We start from the raw sequence: 16,261 nt of genomic DNA, 5'->3' as shown, positions 1-16,261 counted from the left end.
CCGCCACAATTCGGCGCACCTGGAATCTTAGCGGGACGTTAACAACCGTCCGGCCTGACGCGCCAAAGCGCTTGGCGCCGGACACCGTCTCGGCTAATCAGGACCGACGCGGGACACGCGCATCCGCGGGCGTAGTTCAATGGTAGAACGGCAGCTTCCCAAGCTGCATACGAGGGTTCGATTCCTTCGCCCGCTCCAACGCCTTATCGCGCCGCGACCGCCTTGTTGTCCTCAGGGCTTGAATTTCTCGGTCATGCTCAACCGCGGCGCAACAGCGCGTTGAGCTGACCGTCTTTGCGCTTAATCCATTGAGCCTAGCACGAACTGCAGGCTGTCGAGGGACCCGCGGGGAGTTCATGTTTCTCGGTGCGGGTGCGGCGCGAAGCGCAAACCGAAGCGCAACATGAGCGGGTCAGCCGAACGCCGGATCGAGATCAAGCAAGCTGCACCGCATCTAGAGCGCAAAGCGCAGACGGGAAATGGTCCATGCCAGATCCACGAATCCAGATCGCGGCAGCCTTGCTGGCCACATTCGCGCTGAGCCCGGCGCACGCCGTGGCCTCGATGCAGCAGGAAATGGTTTCTGCGGGTTCGGCACGCGCGATGATGCCGAAGCAGCAGGCCGCAGTGCGCCCGGTCAGGCCGGCGCCGCATCGGCTCGTGATCCAGGTCAACCAGAACGACCCCGCCGTGATGAATCTCGCGCTCAACAATGCCACCAACGTGCTCGAATACTACCGCAAGAAGGGTGAAGAGGCCGACGTCGAGATCGTGGCCTTCGGTCCGGGGCTGCACATGCTGCGCAAGGACACGACCCCGGTCGCCGAGCGCATTCACGCCATGAAGGACCTCGCCTTCCCGAACAAGGTTCGCTTCGCCGCGTGCGGCGTCACCAGGAGGGAATGGAAAAGAAGGAAGGCAAGCCGCTGGAATTGCTGCCGGAGGCCTCCATGGTTCCCTCGGGTGTGGTTCGCATGATGGAGCTGCAGGAGAAGGGGTGGAGCTACGTCCGGCCGTAGGCAGGTGCAACGACGGGAGACTGCGATGATAGGCAAGCTGATATTCGCGCTGGCATTGTCGCTGCTCGCCCTGCCCGCCTCCGCCCAGAATGCCAGCAGGACCGGCGGTGACAAACGGTCGGCGGAATCGGCCGGACCTGCAGCAGCGCGCGGGAGCCGCGTCGCTCGACCCGCCCAATCCCGGTCCGCAGAGGAAGAGGTGAAAGACCGCGTCAATGCAGGCACGGTCGGACTCGCCGCCGGACTCCTGGAAGGCGCGCCGCTCCGCTTCGCCACCGAGATCTCTCGCGTTGTCAATGAAAGCGGGAAAGTGCACGTGCTTCCGATCGTGACGCGCGGGCCGACCGAAAACGTCAATGACCTGCTCTATCTCAAGGGCATCGACATCGCGATCATCAACAGCGATTCCCTCGACGAGTATCGCGCGCAGGTGCCCGAGATCGAGAAGCGCATCGTGCACGTGATGAATCTGTTCCCGTCCGAGCTGCACGTTTTCGTGCGTCCCGAGATCAACTCGCTCGCCGACCTCGCCGGCAAGAAGGTGAACTTCAACACGCAAGGCACCGCCGCCGCGTATTCGGGTCCACTTATTTTCAGTCGTCTCGGTATCGAGGTGGAGAAGACCTTCGTGCCGCATCCGATCGCGCTGGAACAGATGCGCAAGGGCGAGATGGCTGCCGTGGTTTTCGTCACGTCCAAGCCGGTGGATGCCTTCGTCAAGCGCAAATGGGACGAGGGCTTCAAGTTCCTGCCGGTGCCGCTGGGTCCCAAGCTGGCTGATTATTACGTATCGGCCTCACTGACGTCGGCCGACTACCCGGCGCTCGTGCCTGCAGGGCAGAATATCGAGACAATCGCGGTGCCTACGGTCTTGGTCGCCTATAACTGGAATCCGGGCACTCCGCGCTATGACCGCGTCACCGCCTTCGTGAACGAACTGTTCAGCGGGCTCGACCAGTTGCGCTCCCCGGGTTCGACCCGAAGTGGAAGGATGCCAATCCCGCCGCCAGTGTCCCCGGACTGCAACGTCTGAAGGCGGCCGAGAGCTGGCAAGACGCCCAGGTCGCCAATCGGGCAGGACGTCGATGAAGCGGCTCGCCGCCGTCTTGTTCGGCAGTCTTGCGATCGGGGAAGCTCGCGCTCAATCCGCATCCAGCACCCTCAAAAGCCTGGACGAGTGCTTTGCCCGGACACGCGTGGCGGAATCCGCCTGCGATCAGGCGGACAACGGAACCACAGCCCGTCTGACGTGCCGGCTGAAGGTGCACAGCGCGGAGAAGCAGTGTCTCGACGGCATATTCGCGAAGAGAGACGAGATCACGCAACCGAACGATATGCCTTCCAACCCGCGCTCCCGCGCACCGCCGGCGCCACCCGCATCCGAACCGGCGCCGACAGCGACAGAGCCGAGCCGGGACGATACGGTCGCGGGACTCCGGCGGTCAATGGCTGGCTGATAGGTGAGACCACATCCCCGAGAGACTTCTCGCCGCTTTTCGTCGCCAAATTGTACGCGCTTCCCCCGGTCGCAACCGATGCGCCTGCGATCCTCGTGCTGCGCTGCCGGAGCCAGCGGACCGAGATGTCCCTCGGCGTCAACGGCGCCTGGCACGCTTTGCGCGGTGGAGACATCGAGGTCACGGTCTCCTCCGGTCAACCGGCGGCAAGGCCACGGCGCTGGCGATTGGCGGCCGATGGTCGCACGGCCTTCATGCCGGAGGACGCCGCCGATGTGGTGCGAGCGCTAAATGGCGGAAGGACCATGATTTCCGTGATCGACGGCGCGGACCGCAACACCAGCGCGATTTTCGAGCTCGCCGGTATCGATGTCGTTCGTGCCAGGCTCGGAAGCGCCTGCCACTGGCCGAATGCGGCAGTCGAATCGAGAGGGCGATGAAGCGGGAAGCGCGGCTGCCTTTCAGATCGCCGCGCGCAAAAGGTTCTAATATATTAGCCTCTCGCTCCCGGCGTTCGCATCACCCAGCGCTAAGCTCCCTCATGTTCTGGCAGGTGCGGTCCGGCTGCCCCGCGATGTTCGGATCAGAGGCCATGGACCAGCAAAAACTCGACAAGGCGATCGGTCGCCGCTTGAAGACCTTGAGGACGCAGGCCGGCATGACCTTGAACGAACTCGCTAGCCGCTCCGGTGTCAGCCGGGCCATGATCGGGCGGGTGGAGCGGGCGCAGAGCAGTGCGACGGCAGCGCTGCTCAACAAAGTCTGTGCTGCGCTCGATGTCTCGCTGAGCGACGTCGTCGCGCTCTCCGAGAAACCGCCGGAACGGCTGACGCGACTTGCCGACCAGCCGCAATGGCGCGATCCCGACAGCGGCTACCGACGTCGCCATGCTTCGCCGGCCGATGCGGCGAGCGGGATCGAGATCATCGTCGTCGACCTGCCGGCCGGCGCGCGTGTCCTACAGTCCCTGGGGCCGCAACGCCTTCACCCAGCAGCTTCTGATGCTGGAGGGCGCGGTCTGCGTGCATATCGACGCCAAGGCGGTGCGTCTGCGCGACGGCGACTGTCTCGACTTCGACGTGATGCGCGCAGTCATCTTCGAGAACGAAACCAAACAGGACGCGCGCTACGTCATCATCACGCGGCGCGGCACCTCTTACGGGAAGATGTGATGTCGCTGATCGTACGGGACGCTACGCTCGAGGACGCCGGGGATATCCTCGCCATCTACAATTTCGCCGCGATCAACACCACGGCGGTGTGGACCGACGGGCCGGCTGATCTCGACTCCCGGCGCGACTGGATCCGCGCGCGGCAGCAGGCGGCCTATCCCGTGCTGGTTGCGATGAAGGGCAGGGACGTCGTCGGCTTCGCCTCGTTCGGCGACTTCCGTCCCTTTCCCGGCTATCGCCACACCGTGGAGAATTCGGTCTATGTCGACGAGCGGCATCATCGCGCAGGTATCGGCCGCAGCCTGGTGGCCGCCTTGATCGAGCGCGCGACGGAGTTGAACAAGCATGCCATGATTGCCGGGATCGAGGCCCTCAATGCCGGCTCGATCGGCCTGCACGCCTCGCTCGGCTTTACCGAGGTCGCCCGCATGCCGGAGGTCGGCTGCAAGTTCGGCCGCTGGCTCGATCTCGTCTTCATGCAGAAGCAATTGGCAACTGACGTGAGACCCTGACGATGCAGATCCGCATTGGCGACACGTTCGATCCGCGCGTCATCGCACTGCTCGATTATCATGTCACGGCGGCGCGGGCGCAGACGGCGCCGGGCAGCGCGCATGCGCTCGATCTCGCAGGCCTTCGCGCCAGCGACGTCGCGTTCTGGACCGGCTGGGACGGCGAGACGCTAGTCGCGACCGGCGCGCTGAAGACGCTTTCGGCCGACCATGGCGAGGTGAAGTCGATGCACACGCTCCAGACCACGCGCCGCCGCGGCTTTGGTGGTCTGATGCTCCGCCACATCATCACCGAGGCGCGCAAGCGCGACATCAAGCGCCTGAGCCTCGAGACCGGCTCGTGGGACTACTTCAAGCCGGCGCACGCGCTCTATCAGTCGCACGGCTTCGTGCCTTGCGCGGCGTTCGAGGGCTATGTCGAGGACCCCAACAGCCTGTTTCTGACACTCGATCTGAGCGGCCGCTGACCCCGGCGCAACCGCGGCTCGAAAACATCGTCTTGCCCCTCAAAATGAGTTGCGTACCTCAAAACACCTCTGCTAGCCTTCAGGCATGGCCGAAGAGACCGTCTCCGCCGCGCTGACGCTGAAGGACATCGCCCGCGAGGCGGGTGTCAGCCTGGCGACGGTCGATCGCGTCCTGCACAACCGGCCCGGTGTGCGGTCCGATACGGTCCGCCGCGTCCAGGAAACGATCGCGCGCAATGCCTTTCAGCCGCATGTGGCTGCTGCCGAGCTCGCCCGCGGCCGCGCCCGCCGGTTTGCCTTCGTCATGCCGTCCGGGACGAACCCGTTCATGCAGCAGATCGAGGCCTATCTCGGCGAGATGTCCGGCTGGCTGTCGGCACGGCGTCTCAGCGTCGAGATGGTCAATACGGACGTGTTCGATCCGTCTGTGCTCGCGGTAACGCTCGAGACGCTCTCGGGCGACTATGACGGCGTTGCCGTAGTGGCGCTGGATCATCCCGGCGTTCGCGCAGCGATCAACGATCTCGTCGATGCCGGCACCAAGGTGGTGACGCTGGTTTCGGATGTGCCGTCGTCGCGCCGCCACCATTATGTCGGCATCGACAACATCGCCGCGGGCCGCACCGCCGGCGCGCTGGTCGGGCGGCTGGTCAGCCAAAGGTCCGGCAAGATCGCGATCATCGCGGGATCGCGGGGCCTGCGCGACCATGCCGAGCGCATTTTTGGCTTCAATCAGGTGATGGCGTCGGAATTTTCGCACCTCGACATCCTGCCTCTGCTCGAGGGCCGCGACGAGGACGACCGCTCCGAGCAGCTGATATCGCGGCTGCTCGGCAAGCATCCTGACATCATCGCCCTCTACAATGTCGGCGCCGGCACGCAAGGCGTGGCCAAGGCCCTGACCGAGGCGGCCCGCGAGAAGCAGATCGTGTTCATCGCCCACGATCTCACGGCGATGACGCGAAAGCTGTTGCTGCAGGGCACGCTGGATGTCGCGATCTCGCAGAACCCGGGACACGAGGCGCGCGCCGCCGTGCGCGTGTTGCTGTCGCTCGCGCGCAACGAGCCGATCTTGAGCGAACAGGAGAATATCCGCATCGACATCCTGATGCGGGACAATCTGCCGTAGCCGCAAGGCGCGCGGTGCTTTGTCTTTTGAAGTGAGTGACTGCGGAAAGCGCGACGTCAGTTCGTGCACCGCGACAGCGTGATCCGGAACAGATCACGCTCAAACGAAGAGGGAGGGACGCGTTTGTATCTCGGATTGGACATCGGCACGTCCGGTGTGAAGGCGGTGCTCGTGAGCGAAGCCGGCGCGGTCGTCGCGACGGCCGCGCGCGAGCTCGCGCTGTCGCATCCCGCGCCGCTGTGGTCCGAGCAGGATCCCGACGCCTGGGTCGATGCGGCAATCGGCGCGGTCGACGATCTCGCGCAACATCATCCGCGCGAGCTCACGCAGGTGCGCGGCGTCGGGCTGTCGGGCCAGATGCATGGCGCGACTCTGCTCGGCGCGGACGGACGCCCGCTGCGGCCTGCGATCCTCTGGAACGATGGTCGCTCGCACGCCGAATGCATCGAGCTCGAGCACCGCTGCCCTTCGCTGCATGCCATCGCCGGCAACCTGGCGATGCCCGGCTTCACCGCGCCAAAATTGCTCTGGGTGGCGCGCCACGAGCCCCACATTTTCGAGCGCGTTGCAAAAGTGCTGCTGCCAAAGGCCTATGTCCGCTATCGGCTGACCGGCGAGATGGCCGAGGACATGTCCGATGCCGCCGGCACGCTGTGGCTCGATGTCGGCCGGCGCAGCTGGTCCGCGGAACTGCTGCATGCCACCGGGCTTGATCTGCATCACATGCCGCGCCTCGTCGAGGGCAGCGCGGCGAGCGCAGTGCTTGCGCCCGAATTCGCGCAGCGCTGGGGCATGGCGAAGAACGTCGTGGTCGCCGGCGGCGCCGGTGACAACGCTGCGAGCGCCATCGGGCTCGGCGCCATCGCGCCCGGCGACGGCTTCCTGTCACTCGGCACCTCCGGCGTGGTGTTCCGCGTCACCGATCGCTTTGCGCCGGCGCCGGCCTCGGCGGTGCATGCGTTCTGCCACGCGCTGCCGGGTCTCTGGCACCAGATGGGCGTGATGCTGTCGGCGGCGGCCTCGCTCGCCTGGCTTGCCGGCGTGATGGAGACGCCTGCAGCGGCCCTGCTGGCGCCGCTCGGCGAGCGCGTCGACGGGTCGAGCCCGGTCAAATTCCTGCCCTATCTCGACGGCGAGCGCACCCCGCACAACGATGCCGTCGCGAGCGGCGCCTTCGTCGGCTTGCGCGCTGCCACTGGCCGCAGCCAGATCGTCCAGGCCGTGCTCGAAGGCGTGGCTTTCGCCGCGCGCGACAATCTGGCGGCGCTGAGCGCGGCGGGTGGCGCGATCGCCGAGCTTGATCTGGTCGGCGGCGGCTCGCGCTCGCCGCTATGGGCGCAGATTTGCGCCGACGTGCTCGGCATTGCCGTGCATCGCGTCGAGGAGGGCGAGGTCGGCGCTGCACTCGGCGCCGCGCGGCTCGGCCGGCTTGCGGCCACCGGCGAGAATCCCGCGCAAGTGTGCACCCGGGCGCGACGGCTCGCCAGTTTTGTGCCCCGCGCCTCCGCAGCGTCGGCCTATGACGAGGCCTATCGCCGCTGGCGCGAGCTTTACCCCGCTTTAAAGGAGACGATCTAAGTGAACGCGCCAGTCAAATTCTTCGATACCAGCGCACCCATAGCCTTTGCCGGCAAGGACGCGGGAAACACGCTCGCCTTCCGCTGGTACGACAAGGACCGCATGGTTCACGGCCGCAGGCTGGAGGAGCATCTGCGCTTTGCGGTGTGCTACTGGCATTCGCTGTGCTGGCCGGGCGGCGATCCCTTCGGCGGCGAGACGTTTATGCGGCCATGGCACCACGGCTCTGATCCGATGGCGATGGCGCGTGCCAAGGCCGATGTTGCCTTCGAGCTGTTCCGGCTGCTGGATGTGCCCTTCTTCACGTTCCACGACGTCGATGCGGCGCCCGAAGGCGCCTCGCTCAGCGAATCCGTCGCCAACCTTAACGCCATCGCCGATCTGTTTGAAGCGAAGATGGCTTCGGCAAAGGTCCGCCTGCTCTGGGGCACCGCAAACCTGTTCACGCATCGCCGCTATATGGCGGGTGCCGCGACCAATCCGGACCCGGAGATCTTCACCTATGCCGCCGGCCAGGTCCGGGCCGCGCTGGAGGTGACGCACCGGCTCGGCGGCCAGAACTACGTGCTGTGGGGCGGCCGCGAGGGCTACGAGACGCTGCTCAACACCGATCTCAAGCGCGAACTCGACCAGCTCGGCCGCTTCGTCTCGCTCGTGGTCGAGCACAAGCACAAGATCGGCTTCAAGGGCCCGATCCTGATCGAGCCGAAGCCGAAGGAGCCGACCAAGCACCAGTATGATTTCGACGTCGCCACCTGCTACGGTTTCCTCGCGCGCTACGATCTGCTCGACGACGTCAAGCTCAACATCGAGCAGAACCACGCCATCCTCGCCGGCCATTCCTTCCATCATGAGGTCGCGCTCGCCGAGGCGCTCGGCGTGTTCGGCTCGCTCGATATCAACCGCGGCGACGATCTGCTCGGCTGGGACACCGATCAGTTCGCGATGAACGCAGGCGAGCTGGCGCTGGTGTTCCATGAGATGCTGAACCGCGGCGGCTTCACCACGGGCGGGCTCAATTTCGACGCCAAGATTCGCCGCCAGTCGATCGATCCTGATGACCTCATCCATGCCCATGTCGGCTCGATGGATGCCTGCGCGCGGGCGTTCCTCGCTGCCGCCGACATGCTCGATGCCGGCGCGCTCACGGCGCCGCTTGCCGATCGCTACGGTGGATGGGCGGGAGCCGAGGGTCGTGCCATTCTCGGCGGCCAGCGCTCGCTCGCCGATCTCGCCGATCGCGCGCTGGATCCCGGCTTCGACCCGCAGCCGCGCTCGGGACGGCAGGAATATCTGGAATCTCTCGTTAACCGCTACGTCTGAGGTCGCCAATGACAAGTGCTGACGCAACACCGGTGCTCGAATTGACCGGCATCGGCAAGGAGTTCGGCGCCATCCGCGCGCTGCATGGTGTCGATATGCATGTCCACCAGGGCGAAGTGGTCGGCCTGATGGGCGACAACGGCGCCGGCAAGTCGACGCTGGTCAAGATCATCGCCGGTAATTTCCGCCCCAGCCATGGCGAAATCCGCTTCGGCGGCGATGCGGTCCATTTCAGCCGGCCCATCGATGCCCGCGCGGTCGGGATCGAGGTCGTCTATCAGGACCTCGCGCTCGCCGACAATCTGACCGCTGCCGCCAACGTGTTTCTCGGCCGCGAGCTGAAGCGCAAGTTCGGACCCATCGGCTTGCTCGACCACAAGGGCATGGCATCGCGCGCGCTGGAGCTGTTCGGCGAGCTGCGCTCCGAGACCCGTCCCGACGATCTCGTCAAGCAGATGTCGGGCGGCCAGCGCCAGGCGGTCGCGATCGCGCGGACGCGGCTCTCGAATGCCAGGCTGGTAATGATGGACGAGCCGACGGCCGCGATCTCGGTCCGTCAGGTCGAGCAGGTGTTGAGCCTGATCCACCGCTTGAAGGAGCAGGGCGTCGCCGTGATGCTGATCTCGCACCGCATGCCCGACGTGTTTGCGGTGTGCGACCGCGTCATCGTCATGCGCCGCGGCGAGAAGCGGGCCGACAAGCCGATCCACGAGACCTCTCCCGAGGAAGTCACAGCCCTCATCACCGGCGCGAAGGAGGCGGCGTGATGGCCATGCCCCTGGAATCTCCCGTCACGTTCTCGAACGTCGGCAAGATCAAATGGTGGCGGCGCGGCATCTTCGCCTCGCAGACCGGCTACGTCATCCTGGCGCTCCTGGTGCTGATGGTCGTGATGCATTTTGCCAGCCCCTATTTCTTCACCGAGGGCAATATGCAGAACGTGGCGAAGAACTTCTCCTTCATCGCCATTGCGACCCTCGGCATCACCTTCGTCATCATCACCGGCGGCATTGATCTCTCCGTTGGCTCGATGATGTGTTTTTCTGCGATGATCACCTCTATGGTCATGGTCGAGCTGTCGGCCCCGGGATCGGCGTTCGTCCATCTGGCTGCCGACGGCAAGACCGTCGTTGCCAATGTGCCCGGGTTGATCCTCGTGATCTCGGTGCTTGCAGGTCTGTGCGCCGCGTTCATCGTCGGGATCGTCAACGGCTTCTGCATTGCAGTGCTCGGGCTGTCGCCCTTCGTCACCACGCTTGGCATGCTCTCGATCGTGCGGGGGCTCGCCTATGTCGTCTCGAACGGCCGCGGCAGCTTTCCCGGCGGACCGGATGCCGATTATTTCTATGCGCTGACATCGGGTGACGTGCTCGGCGTGCCCGCTCCCTTCATCTATCTGCTGATACTCGCCGCCGTGATGGCGGTCGTGCTGCATCACACCAGTTTCGGACGCCACGTCTTCGCGCTCGGCGGCAACGAAAAGGCGGCGGAGCTGACCGGCATCTCGGTCGTGCCGGTGAAGATCGAGGTCTACGTGATCTGCGCGCTGGCCGCGGGGCTCCAGGGCATCATCATCTCCGGCTGGCTCGGCTCGGCGCCGGCCAACATGGCGACCTCCTACGAGCTCAACGTGATTGCGGCCGCCGTGATCGGTGGCGCCAATCTGGCCGGCGGCATCGGCGGTCCGCTCGGCGCCATCGTCGGCTGCGTGCTGCTCGAAGTGATCCGCAACGGCCTCGTGCTCGCGCAGGTCAACTCCTACTGGCAGCAGACGCTGGTGGGCGTGATCATCATTCTTGCCGTGCTGGTCGACCGTATCCGCTCGCGCATGACTTAACGAGTTACTCCGGAAGGACAACGAAAGATCGTCTATCCGCCTGCCGGAGCATCATATCACCAATGGATAGGCAACAAAATGTGGAGGGAAGAAATGAAGAAGCTTCTGTTGGCCGGCGTGACCATCGCAATGATGGCGGGCCCGGCATTTGCCCAGACCTACAAGTTCGTGGTCGTGCCCAAGGCGATGAACAACCCGTTCTTCGACGTGGCGCGTGACGGCTGCATGAAGCGCGCCAAGGAACTCGGCAATGTCGAGTGCATCTACAAGGGACCGATCGAGCACGAACCCGCGACGCAGGCGCAGATCATCCAGGACTTCATCACCCAGAAGGTGGACGGGCTGGCAATCTCGGTTGCCGACGTCGCAGCCATGACCAAGTCGATCGATGCAGCGACTGCAGCCGGCATCCCCGTCATTACGTTTGACGCGGATGCGCCGGGTTCCAAGCGGCTTGCCTATATCGGCACCAACAACAAGGACTTCGGCCTCGCGCTCGGCAAGCAGTTGCTCCAGCTCCGGCCCGACGGCGGCAAATATGCCATGGTTTCCGGCGGCCCCGGTGCAAAGAACCTTGCCGAACGTGTCGATGGTGTCCGAGAAGCGCTGAAGGGCTCGAAATGGGTCGAGGTCCAGGGTTCGCCGACCTTCTGCAATGACGATTCTGCGCTTGCGATCCAGCAGATGTCGGATCTCCGTACCGCGACGCCCGACCTCGGTGCGATCGTGCCGGTCGGCGGCTGGCCGATGTTCGCGCCCGAAGGCTACAAGGCCTTCGTCAACAAGAACAAGAAGGATATCGATGCCGGCAAGTTCACGCTTGTCGTCGCCGATACGCTGAAGATGCAGCTTGAGCTGCTGCGCGACGGCTACTCCAACGCGCTCACCGGCCAGCGTCCGTTCGAGATGGGCGAGAAGTCGATGGACACGCTGTTGGCGATCAAGAAGGGCCAGAAGGTTCCGGAAGTGATCTATACCGGCCTCGACCTGGTGACGAAGGACAACGTCGCTCAATTGTTGAAGTAGGAACGTTACCAGCCCGACGTTCCTGCGCCGACCACCCTCTTCCCTTGTGGGAGAGGGTGGCTTCGCATAGCGAAGCCGGGTGAGGGGTTTTGTCCGCGAGTCCCGCAAGGTGAATAAGATGAAAAAGGCGCGGCTGGCTAACAATCTCGACGACGCGCGGGCGCCGCTGCCGGGCGGAGCGTGAGACATGATCATCGATGCGCACCAGCATTTCTGGGATCCCGCGCGCGCCGACTATCTCTGGATGGACGCGCCTGAGCTCACGCCGATCCGCCGCGCCTTCGGGCCCGCCGACCTTGCTCCGCTGCTGAAGGCGAACGGCATTGACGCAAGCATCCTGGTGCAATGCCGCTCTGCGCTAGAGGAGACCGAAGAATTTTTGCGGGTCGCGCATGCCACGCCCTCCGTCATCGGTGTCGTCGGCTGGGCCGATCTGACCGATGCCGCGCTCGGCGACACGCTCGATCGGCTACGCGCCTTGCCGGGCGGCGCAAAGCTGATTGGTATCCGCCACCAGGTCCACGACGAGGCCGATCCCGACTGGCTGTTGCGTGCGGACGTCCAGCGCGGACTGGCGGCGGTGTTCGCCCGCGATCTCGCCTACGACTTGCTCGTCCGCACCCGCGAATTGCCCGCCGCGATCGCAACCGCAAAAGCTTTTCCGCAGGCACACTTCGTGCTCGACCACGCCGCAAAACCGCCGATCGCCGATGGCGGCAGCGCCGAATGGTCCGAGCGCATCGCGTCGCTTGCGGCCTGCGGCAACGTCTGGTGCAAGGTCTCGGGGCTCGCGACGGAGGCAAAGTGGAGCGATTGGGACGCGGAGCGGCTGTTTCCGTTCGTCCGGCACGTCGCGAATTGCTTTGGCGAGGACCGCCTGATCTTCGGCTCGGACTGGCCGGTGTGCCTGCTGGCGGGCAGCTACGGCGAGATCAAGAGCGCGCTGGAGGTGTGCCTCGCGAAGCTAGGTGCGGGCGTTCGCGACAAGGCGTTTGGGGCGAATGCGAAGGCTGCGTATCGGTTGGTCGCGGGCTGACGGGCGCAAACTCGCGGCCAAACCACGGGCGTCGTCCCGGCCTGGTGCGCAATTGCCCACGGGGCGCCGGGACGACGACTGAGCGTGAGATGCGTACGTCGCTCACACGCCCGCAGGCACCTGGTCCAGAAATCCGGTGATGCTCCCGATCCGCCCGTCCTTCAGCACGGCGAAATCCGTGCCCTTGATCGGGCTATCGACGCCATCAGGCCCAAGGCCCCAGCTGAAACGCACATGGTCGCCATAGCCGTTGGGCTCGCCGATCAGCCTGAACCTGAAGTCGGGAAAGCGCTGCTGGACGCCGGCGATCAGGGCATCGATGCCCTCCCGGCCGTCACCCTTCATCAGCGGATCGACATAGCTCGCATCCGCGGTCCAGTTCTCGCTGAGCAGTTCGCGGCGGCGATCTTGTGTGCGCTCGTTCCAGAGATCGATGTAGCGGCGGGCGATGGTGATGTGGTCGGTCATGAGACTCTCCTTCGATAGCGCCGTGTGGGTCGGCTGACCTGACTATCGAAGGTTCGCGCGCCGGGATCGATTACCTCGGAGATCATGCGTCCGCAAAAAAAAAGGAGCGCGATGAGGGTCTCATCGCGCTCCTGTCGCATGTCGGTTCTACGCGAATTTACTTCGCCGCGGTCACCATGATCTCGACGGTGTACTGCGGCGCGGCCAGCTTGGCTTCGACGGTGGCGCGGGCCGGGGTGTTGCCGGGCGACACCCAGCCATCCCACACCGCGTTCATTTCCTGGAACGTCTTCATGTCGGTGATGTAGATCGTGGCCGACAGCAGCTTCGACTTGTCGGTGCCGGCCTTGGCGAGATGGCCGTCGATGGTCTTCAGGATATCCTGGGTCTGCTTGGTCACGCTTTCGCCGGCCGCGTTGCTGGCGACGACGCCGGCGAGATAGACGGTGTTGCCGTGCACGACGACCTGGCTCATGCGCGGGCCGGTTTCAAAACGCTGGATGCTCATTGACGGGATCTCCTGATGGGAATGGCGGCCCTGTCTAGCGCAGCACCTCGCGCTGTGCCACCCCCGGCACGCATGCGTTGCCCGGCACGCATGCGTGTCCCGTTGACGGCGATCGTCTCGGCAGGTGCGGCTGAGGCTGCTCCGAGGCCGCAACGAGCATGCCGGCGCGCATCCACTACAGCATGATCTATCCGACCGCTTTCGCCGCCGCGCGCCCGGCATTGCGACCCGAAAACAGGCAGCCGCCGAGGAAGGTGCCCTCCAGCGAGCGATAACCGTGCACGCCGCCGCCGCCGAAGCCGGCGGCTTCGCCCACCGCGTAGAGGCCGGGAATGACACTCCCCTCCGCGCCGAACACGCGGGAGTCGAGATCGGTCTCGAAACCGCCCAGCGTCTTGCGGGTGAGGATGTTGAGCTTGACCGCGATCAGCGGCCCCTGCGCGGGATCGAGAATGCGGTGTGGCGCGGCGGTGCGGATCAGCTTGTCGCCGATGTAACGCCGCGCATTGTGGATGTTCATCACCTGCGCGTCCTTGACGTAAGGATTGGCGATCTCGCGGTCGCGCGCCTCGATCTGCATCCTGATTTGCGCGAGCTTGAGCAGGTCGTTGCCGGCGAGCTTGTTCATGGCGGCGACCAGGTCCTCGATCTTGTCGCGCACGATGAAGTCGACACCATGGCTTTTGAACGCCTCGACCGGCGCCGGCGCGCCCTTGTTGGTGGCGCGGCGCAAGGTCATGCGCCAGCTCTTGCCGGTGAGATCCGGATTCTGCTCCGAGCCCGACAGCGCAAACTCCTTCTTGATGATGGCCTGCGTCAGCACGAACCAGGAATAATCATAGCCGGTGGACATGATGTATTTGAGCTGGCCGAGCGTGTCGGAGCCCGGGAATAGCGGCGCCGGCAGCCGCGTGCCGGTGGCGTCGAACCACATCGAGGAGGGGCCGGGCAGGATGCGGATACCGTGGCGCGGCCAGATCGGTGACCAGTTCTGGATGCCCTCGACATAGTGCCACATGCGGTCGCGGTTGATCAGCCGCGCGCCTGTTGTCTCGGTAATGCCGATCATGCGGCCGTCGACATGCTCGGGCACGCCGGAGATCATGAATTTCGGCGGCTCGCCGAGCCGCTTCGGCCAGTTCGCGCGCACCAGGTCATGATTGCCGCCAATGCCGCCGGACGCCACGATCACGGCCTGCGCCTTCAGCGCAAACTCGCCGACGACACTGCGCGACGAGCTCTTGCCGCGCTCGACGCCGTCGGGCGCGAGAATGGCGCCGCTGACGCCGTCCACCGTGCCGTTGGTGATCGAGAGCGCATCGACGCGATGGCGAAACCTGAAGATCAGCCGGCCGCTCTTGGCCGCTTCGCGCGCGCGGCGCTCGAACGGTTCGACGATGCCAGGCCCGGTGCCCCAGGTGACATGAAAGCGCGGCACCGAATTGCCATGACCCATCGCGTCATAGCCGCCGCGCTCGGCCCAACCGACCACGGGGAAGATGCGATGCCCCATCGCGCGCAGCCAGCCGCGCTTCTCGCCGGCCGCGAACGCCACATAGGCCTCGGCCCATTGGCGCGGCCAGAAATCCTCGTCGCGGTCGAAGCCGGCGCTGCCGAGCCAGTCCTGCATCGCGAGCTCGAAGGAGTCCTTGATGCCGAGCCGTCGCTGCTCCGGCGAGTTCACCAGAAACAATCCGCCGAACGACCAGAACGCCTGGCCGCCGAGCGACTGCTCGCCTTCCTGGTCGACCACGATCACGCGCTTGCCGGCGTCGGCGATCTCGGTCGCCGCGACCAGCCCCGATAGTCCTCCGCCGACGACAATGACGTCCGCCTGCTCAGTCGAATGCCCGGCCATGAGTTCCCCCCTGTAGTTGTCCGGGATTGAAGCCAGCGGTTGCAACTGAGATCAAGGGCTTGTCGCGTAAGACATCGTTAACTTGTTCCGCTTTGGGATCGCAGCGGGTCTGAGTGCAGCGCGGACGCAACACTGGACTTGAATTTGTTTTGAGTAAGCCCGCCTGCCTAGACAAAACCACGGTTACGACCGACGCTAGACGAGCATCACCACCTGACACGCAGATTCGCAAACGACTGGGGCGGGGGCCAATGAAGTTTCTGACGGGGTTGCTTGCGGCGATCATCCTGGTCGCGTGCATGGGGGCGTCTCACGCGGTGGTTCGGATTGCGGATGACCGTGGCGGCCGGATCGGAACCTACGTCGACAAATACCAGGACCTGCGCCAATCAGGCGACACCGTCATCATCGACGGCCTCTGCGCTTCCGCTTGCACCATCGTTCTCGGCGCCATCCCGCACAATCGCATCTGCGTCACCTCGCACGCGACGCTCGGCTTCCACGCCGCCTGGGATTTCGGCACCAATGGTCGGGCCGTGACCAATGCCGAAGCAACCCAGATGCTGTATTCGATGTATCCCTCGCAGGTGAGGCGCTGGATCTCGCAGCGCGGCGGCCTCACGCCGCACATGCTGTTCCTGAGAGGCAGGCAGCTTCAGGCCATGTACAAGCCCTGCTACCTCGACGCGCAGGCCTCGGCGATCAAGCCGTCGCGCGCGCCTCTCCCGCAACCGGAACAGCTCGAGTCCGCCCGGGGCCAGCTCCTGCACTGATATCCCTCAGCATGACGTGATCCCTTTGGCCCGCCAGCGGCGCCTTGCTCGCAGGCGGCTCAAAGCCTATCTGAAGGCCAGGGAACCGGGGCCTTCGC

At 65.0% G+C, this 16,261-nt stretch carries 15 protein-coding genes, 1 tRNA gene and 3 pseudogenes; 16 read left to right on the top strand and 3 right to left on the bottom strand.

Annotation, left to right across the window (positions count from 1 at the left end):
* The first annotated feature begins 125 nt into the window (after positions 1-125).
* From ACTGJ9_RS03515 to ACTGJ9_RS03445, 15 genes and pseudogenes are all read left to right on the top strand, one after another.
* Positions 126-198: transfer RNA gene (locus tag ACTGJ9_RS03515), tRNA-Gly, on the top strand.
* A gap of 366 nt (positions 199-564) precedes the next feature.
* Positions 565-1,019 (top strand): annotated as a pseudogene (locus tag ACTGJ9_RS03510) (DsrE family protein).
* Positions 1,020-1,044: 25 nt separating this feature from the next.
* A pseudogene (locus ACTGJ9_RS03505) lies at positions 1,045-2,108 on the top strand (TAXI family TRAP transporter solute-binding subunit).
* Positions 2,109-2,526: 418 nt separating this feature from the next.
* On the top strand, positions 2,527-2,916 hold the full coding sequence (locus ACTGJ9_RS03500) for a hypothetical protein (protein WP_456675942.1): 390 nt from the start codon (positions 2,527-2,529) through the stop codon (positions 2,914-2,916).
* Positions 2,913-3,221, top strand: a pseudogene (locus ACTGJ9_RS03495) (helix-turn-helix domain-containing protein); the annotation flags it as partial. The gene ACTGJ9_RS03500 and the pseudogene ACTGJ9_RS03495, both read left to right, overlap by 4 nt.
* A gap of 142 nt (positions 3,222-3,363) precedes the next feature.
* Positions 3,364-3,648, top strand: coding sequence for a cupin domain-containing protein (locus ACTGJ9_RS03490; RefSeq protein WP_456678787.1), 285 nt, complete (start codon positions 3,364-3,366; stop codon positions 3,646-3,648).
* On the top strand, positions 3,648-4,160 hold the full coding sequence (locus ACTGJ9_RS03485) for an N-acetyltransferase family protein (RefSeq protein ID WP_456678431.1): 513 nt from the start codon (positions 3,648-3,650) through the stop codon (positions 4,158-4,160). The genes ACTGJ9_RS03490 and ACTGJ9_RS03485 overlap by 1 nt, the downstream gene beginning before the upstream one ends.
* A gap of 2 nt (positions 4,161-4,162) precedes the next feature.
* The gene (locus ACTGJ9_RS03480) at positions 4,163-4,627 is read left to right on the top strand and encodes a GNAT family N-acetyltransferase (protein WP_456675941.1); all 465 of its coding nucleotides are present in this window, start codon (positions 4,163-4,165) and stop codon (positions 4,625-4,627) included.
* A gap of 85 nt (positions 4,628-4,712) precedes the next feature.
* Complete coding sequence (locus ACTGJ9_RS03475; RefSeq protein ID WP_456675940.1) at positions 4,713-5,756, top strand: LacI family DNA-binding transcriptional regulator; 1,044 nt, start codon at positions 4,713-4,715, stop codon at positions 5,754-5,756.
* 123 nt (positions 5,757-5,879) lie between these two features.
* Positions 5,880-7,334 (top strand): xylulokinase, encoded by a 1,455-nt coding sequence (gene xylB / locus ACTGJ9_RS03470; protein ID WP_456675939.1) that lies wholly within the window; start codon positions 5,880-5,882, stop codon positions 7,332-7,334.
* Positions 7,335-8,657, top strand: a complete 1,323-nt coding sequence (gene xylA / locus ACTGJ9_RS03465; protein WP_456675938.1) for a xylose isomerase — start codon at positions 7,335-7,337, stop codon at positions 8,655-8,657.
* An 8-nt stretch (positions 8,658-8,665) separates the two neighbouring features.
* Positions 8,666-9,424, top strand: coding sequence for an ATP-binding cassette domain-containing protein (locus ACTGJ9_RS03460; protein ID WP_456675937.1), 759 nt, complete (start codon positions 8,666-8,668; stop codon positions 9,422-9,424).
* The gene (locus tag ACTGJ9_RS03455; RefSeq protein ID WP_456675936.1) at positions 9,424-10,494 is read left to right on the top strand and encodes an ABC transporter permease; all 1,071 of its coding nucleotides are present in this window, start codon (positions 9,424-9,426) and stop codon (positions 10,492-10,494) included. Before ACTGJ9_RS03460 ends, ACTGJ9_RS03455 begins: the two co-directional genes overlap by 1 nt.
* A gap of 93 nt (positions 10,495-10,587) precedes the next feature.
* Positions 10,588-11,520 carry a sugar-binding protein gene (locus tag ACTGJ9_RS03450; protein WP_456675935.1) on the top strand — a complete coding sequence of 311 codons (933 nt, stop codon included), beginning with the start codon at positions 10,588-10,590 and terminating at the stop codon, positions 11,518-11,520.
* 187 nt (positions 11,521-11,707) lie between these two features.
* Positions 11,708-12,556 carry an amidohydrolase family protein gene (locus ACTGJ9_RS03445; RefSeq protein ID WP_456675934.1) on the top strand — a complete coding sequence of 283 codons (849 nt, stop codon included), beginning with the start codon at positions 11,708-11,710 and terminating at the stop codon, positions 12,554-12,556.
* Positions 12,557-12,658: 102 nt separating this feature from the next.
* On the opposite strand, the gene ACTGJ9_RS03440 is transcribed toward ACTGJ9_RS03445, so the two are convergent.
* From ACTGJ9_RS03440 to ACTGJ9_RS03430, 3 genes are all read right to left on the bottom strand, one after another.
* Positions 12,659-13,024, bottom strand: coding sequence for a nuclear transport factor 2 family protein (locus tag ACTGJ9_RS03440; RefSeq protein ID WP_456675933.1), 366 nt, complete (start codon positions 13,022-13,024; stop codon positions 12,659-12,661).
* 157 nt (positions 13,025-13,181) lie between these two features.
* Positions 13,182-13,532: a RidA family protein gene (locus tag ACTGJ9_RS03435; protein ID WP_092289080.1), complete on the bottom strand. Its 351-nt coding sequence runs from the start codon at positions 13,530-13,532 to the stop codon at positions 13,182-13,184.
* Positions 13,533-13,719: 187 nt separating this feature from the next.
* Positions 13,720-15,390: an FAD-binding dehydrogenase gene (locus ACTGJ9_RS03430; RefSeq protein WP_456675932.1), complete on the bottom strand. Its 1,671-nt coding sequence runs from the start codon at positions 15,388-15,390 to the stop codon at positions 13,720-13,722.
* Positions 15,391-15,641: 251 nt separating this feature from the next.
* On the opposite strand from ACTGJ9_RS03430, the gene ACTGJ9_RS03425 reads away from it, so the two are divergent.
* Positions 15,642-16,163, top strand: a complete 522-nt coding sequence (locus tag ACTGJ9_RS03425) for a hypothetical protein (protein WP_456675931.1) — start codon at positions 15,642-15,644, stop codon at positions 16,161-16,163.
* Positions 16,164-16,261: the final 98 nt, after the last annotated feature.

Source organism: Bradyrhizobium sp. RDM12 (genome assembly GCF_051917485.1).
Taxonomy (GTDB): Bacteria; Pseudomonadota; Alphaproteobacteria; order Rhizobiales; family Xanthobacteraceae; genus Bradyrhizobium.
The sequence above is the reverse complement of the archived record's forward strand: the minus strand, read 5'-3'. Positions and strand labels throughout refer to the sequence as shown.

Coding starts and splice junctions, on each gene's coding strand:
- ACTGJ9_RS03455 (WP_456675936.1), top strand. CDS start 9,424: ATGGCCATGCCCCTGGAATCTCCCGTCACGTTCTCGAACGTCGGCAAG.
- ACTGJ9_RS03435 (WP_092289080.1), bottom strand. CDS start 13,532: ATGAGCATCCAGCGTTTTGAAACCGGCCCGCGCATGAGCCAGGTCGTC.
- ACTGJ9_RS03485 (WP_456678431.1), top strand. CDS start 3,648: ATGTCGCTGATCGTACGGGACGCTACGCTCGAGGACGCCGGGGATATC.
- ACTGJ9_RS03460 (WP_456675937.1), top strand. CDS start 8,666: ATGACAAGTGCTGACGCAACACCGGTGCTCGAATTGACCGGCATCGGC.
- ACTGJ9_RS03480 (WP_456675941.1), top strand. CDS start 4,163: ATGCAGATCCGCATTGGCGACACGTTCGATCCGCGCGTCATCGCACTG.
- ACTGJ9_RS03430 (WP_456675932.1), bottom strand. CDS start 15,390: ATGGCCGGGCATTCGACTGAGCAGGCGGACGTCATTGTCGTCGGCGGA.
- ACTGJ9_RS03445 (WP_456675934.1), top strand. CDS start 11,708: ATGATCATCGATGCGCACCAGCATTTCTGGGATCCCGCGCGCGCCGAC.
- ACTGJ9_RS03490 (WP_456678787.1), top strand. CDS start 3,364: ATGCTTCGCCGGCCGATGCGGCGAGCGGGATCGAGATCATCGTCGTCG.
- ACTGJ9_RS03450 (WP_456675935.1), top strand. CDS start 10,588: ATGAAGAAGCTTCTGTTGGCCGGCGTGACCATCGCAATGATGGCGGGC.
- ACTGJ9_RS03475 (WP_456675940.1), top strand. CDS start 4,713: ATGGCCGAAGAGACCGTCTCCGCCGCGCTGACGCTGAAGGACATCGCC.
- ACTGJ9_RS03425 (WP_456675931.1), top strand. CDS start 15,642: ATGAAGTTTCTGACGGGGTTGCTTGCGGCGATCATCCTGGTCGCGTGC.
- ACTGJ9_RS03440 (WP_456675933.1), bottom strand. CDS start 13,024: ATGACCGACCACATCACCATCGCCCGCCGCTACATCGATCTCTGGAAC.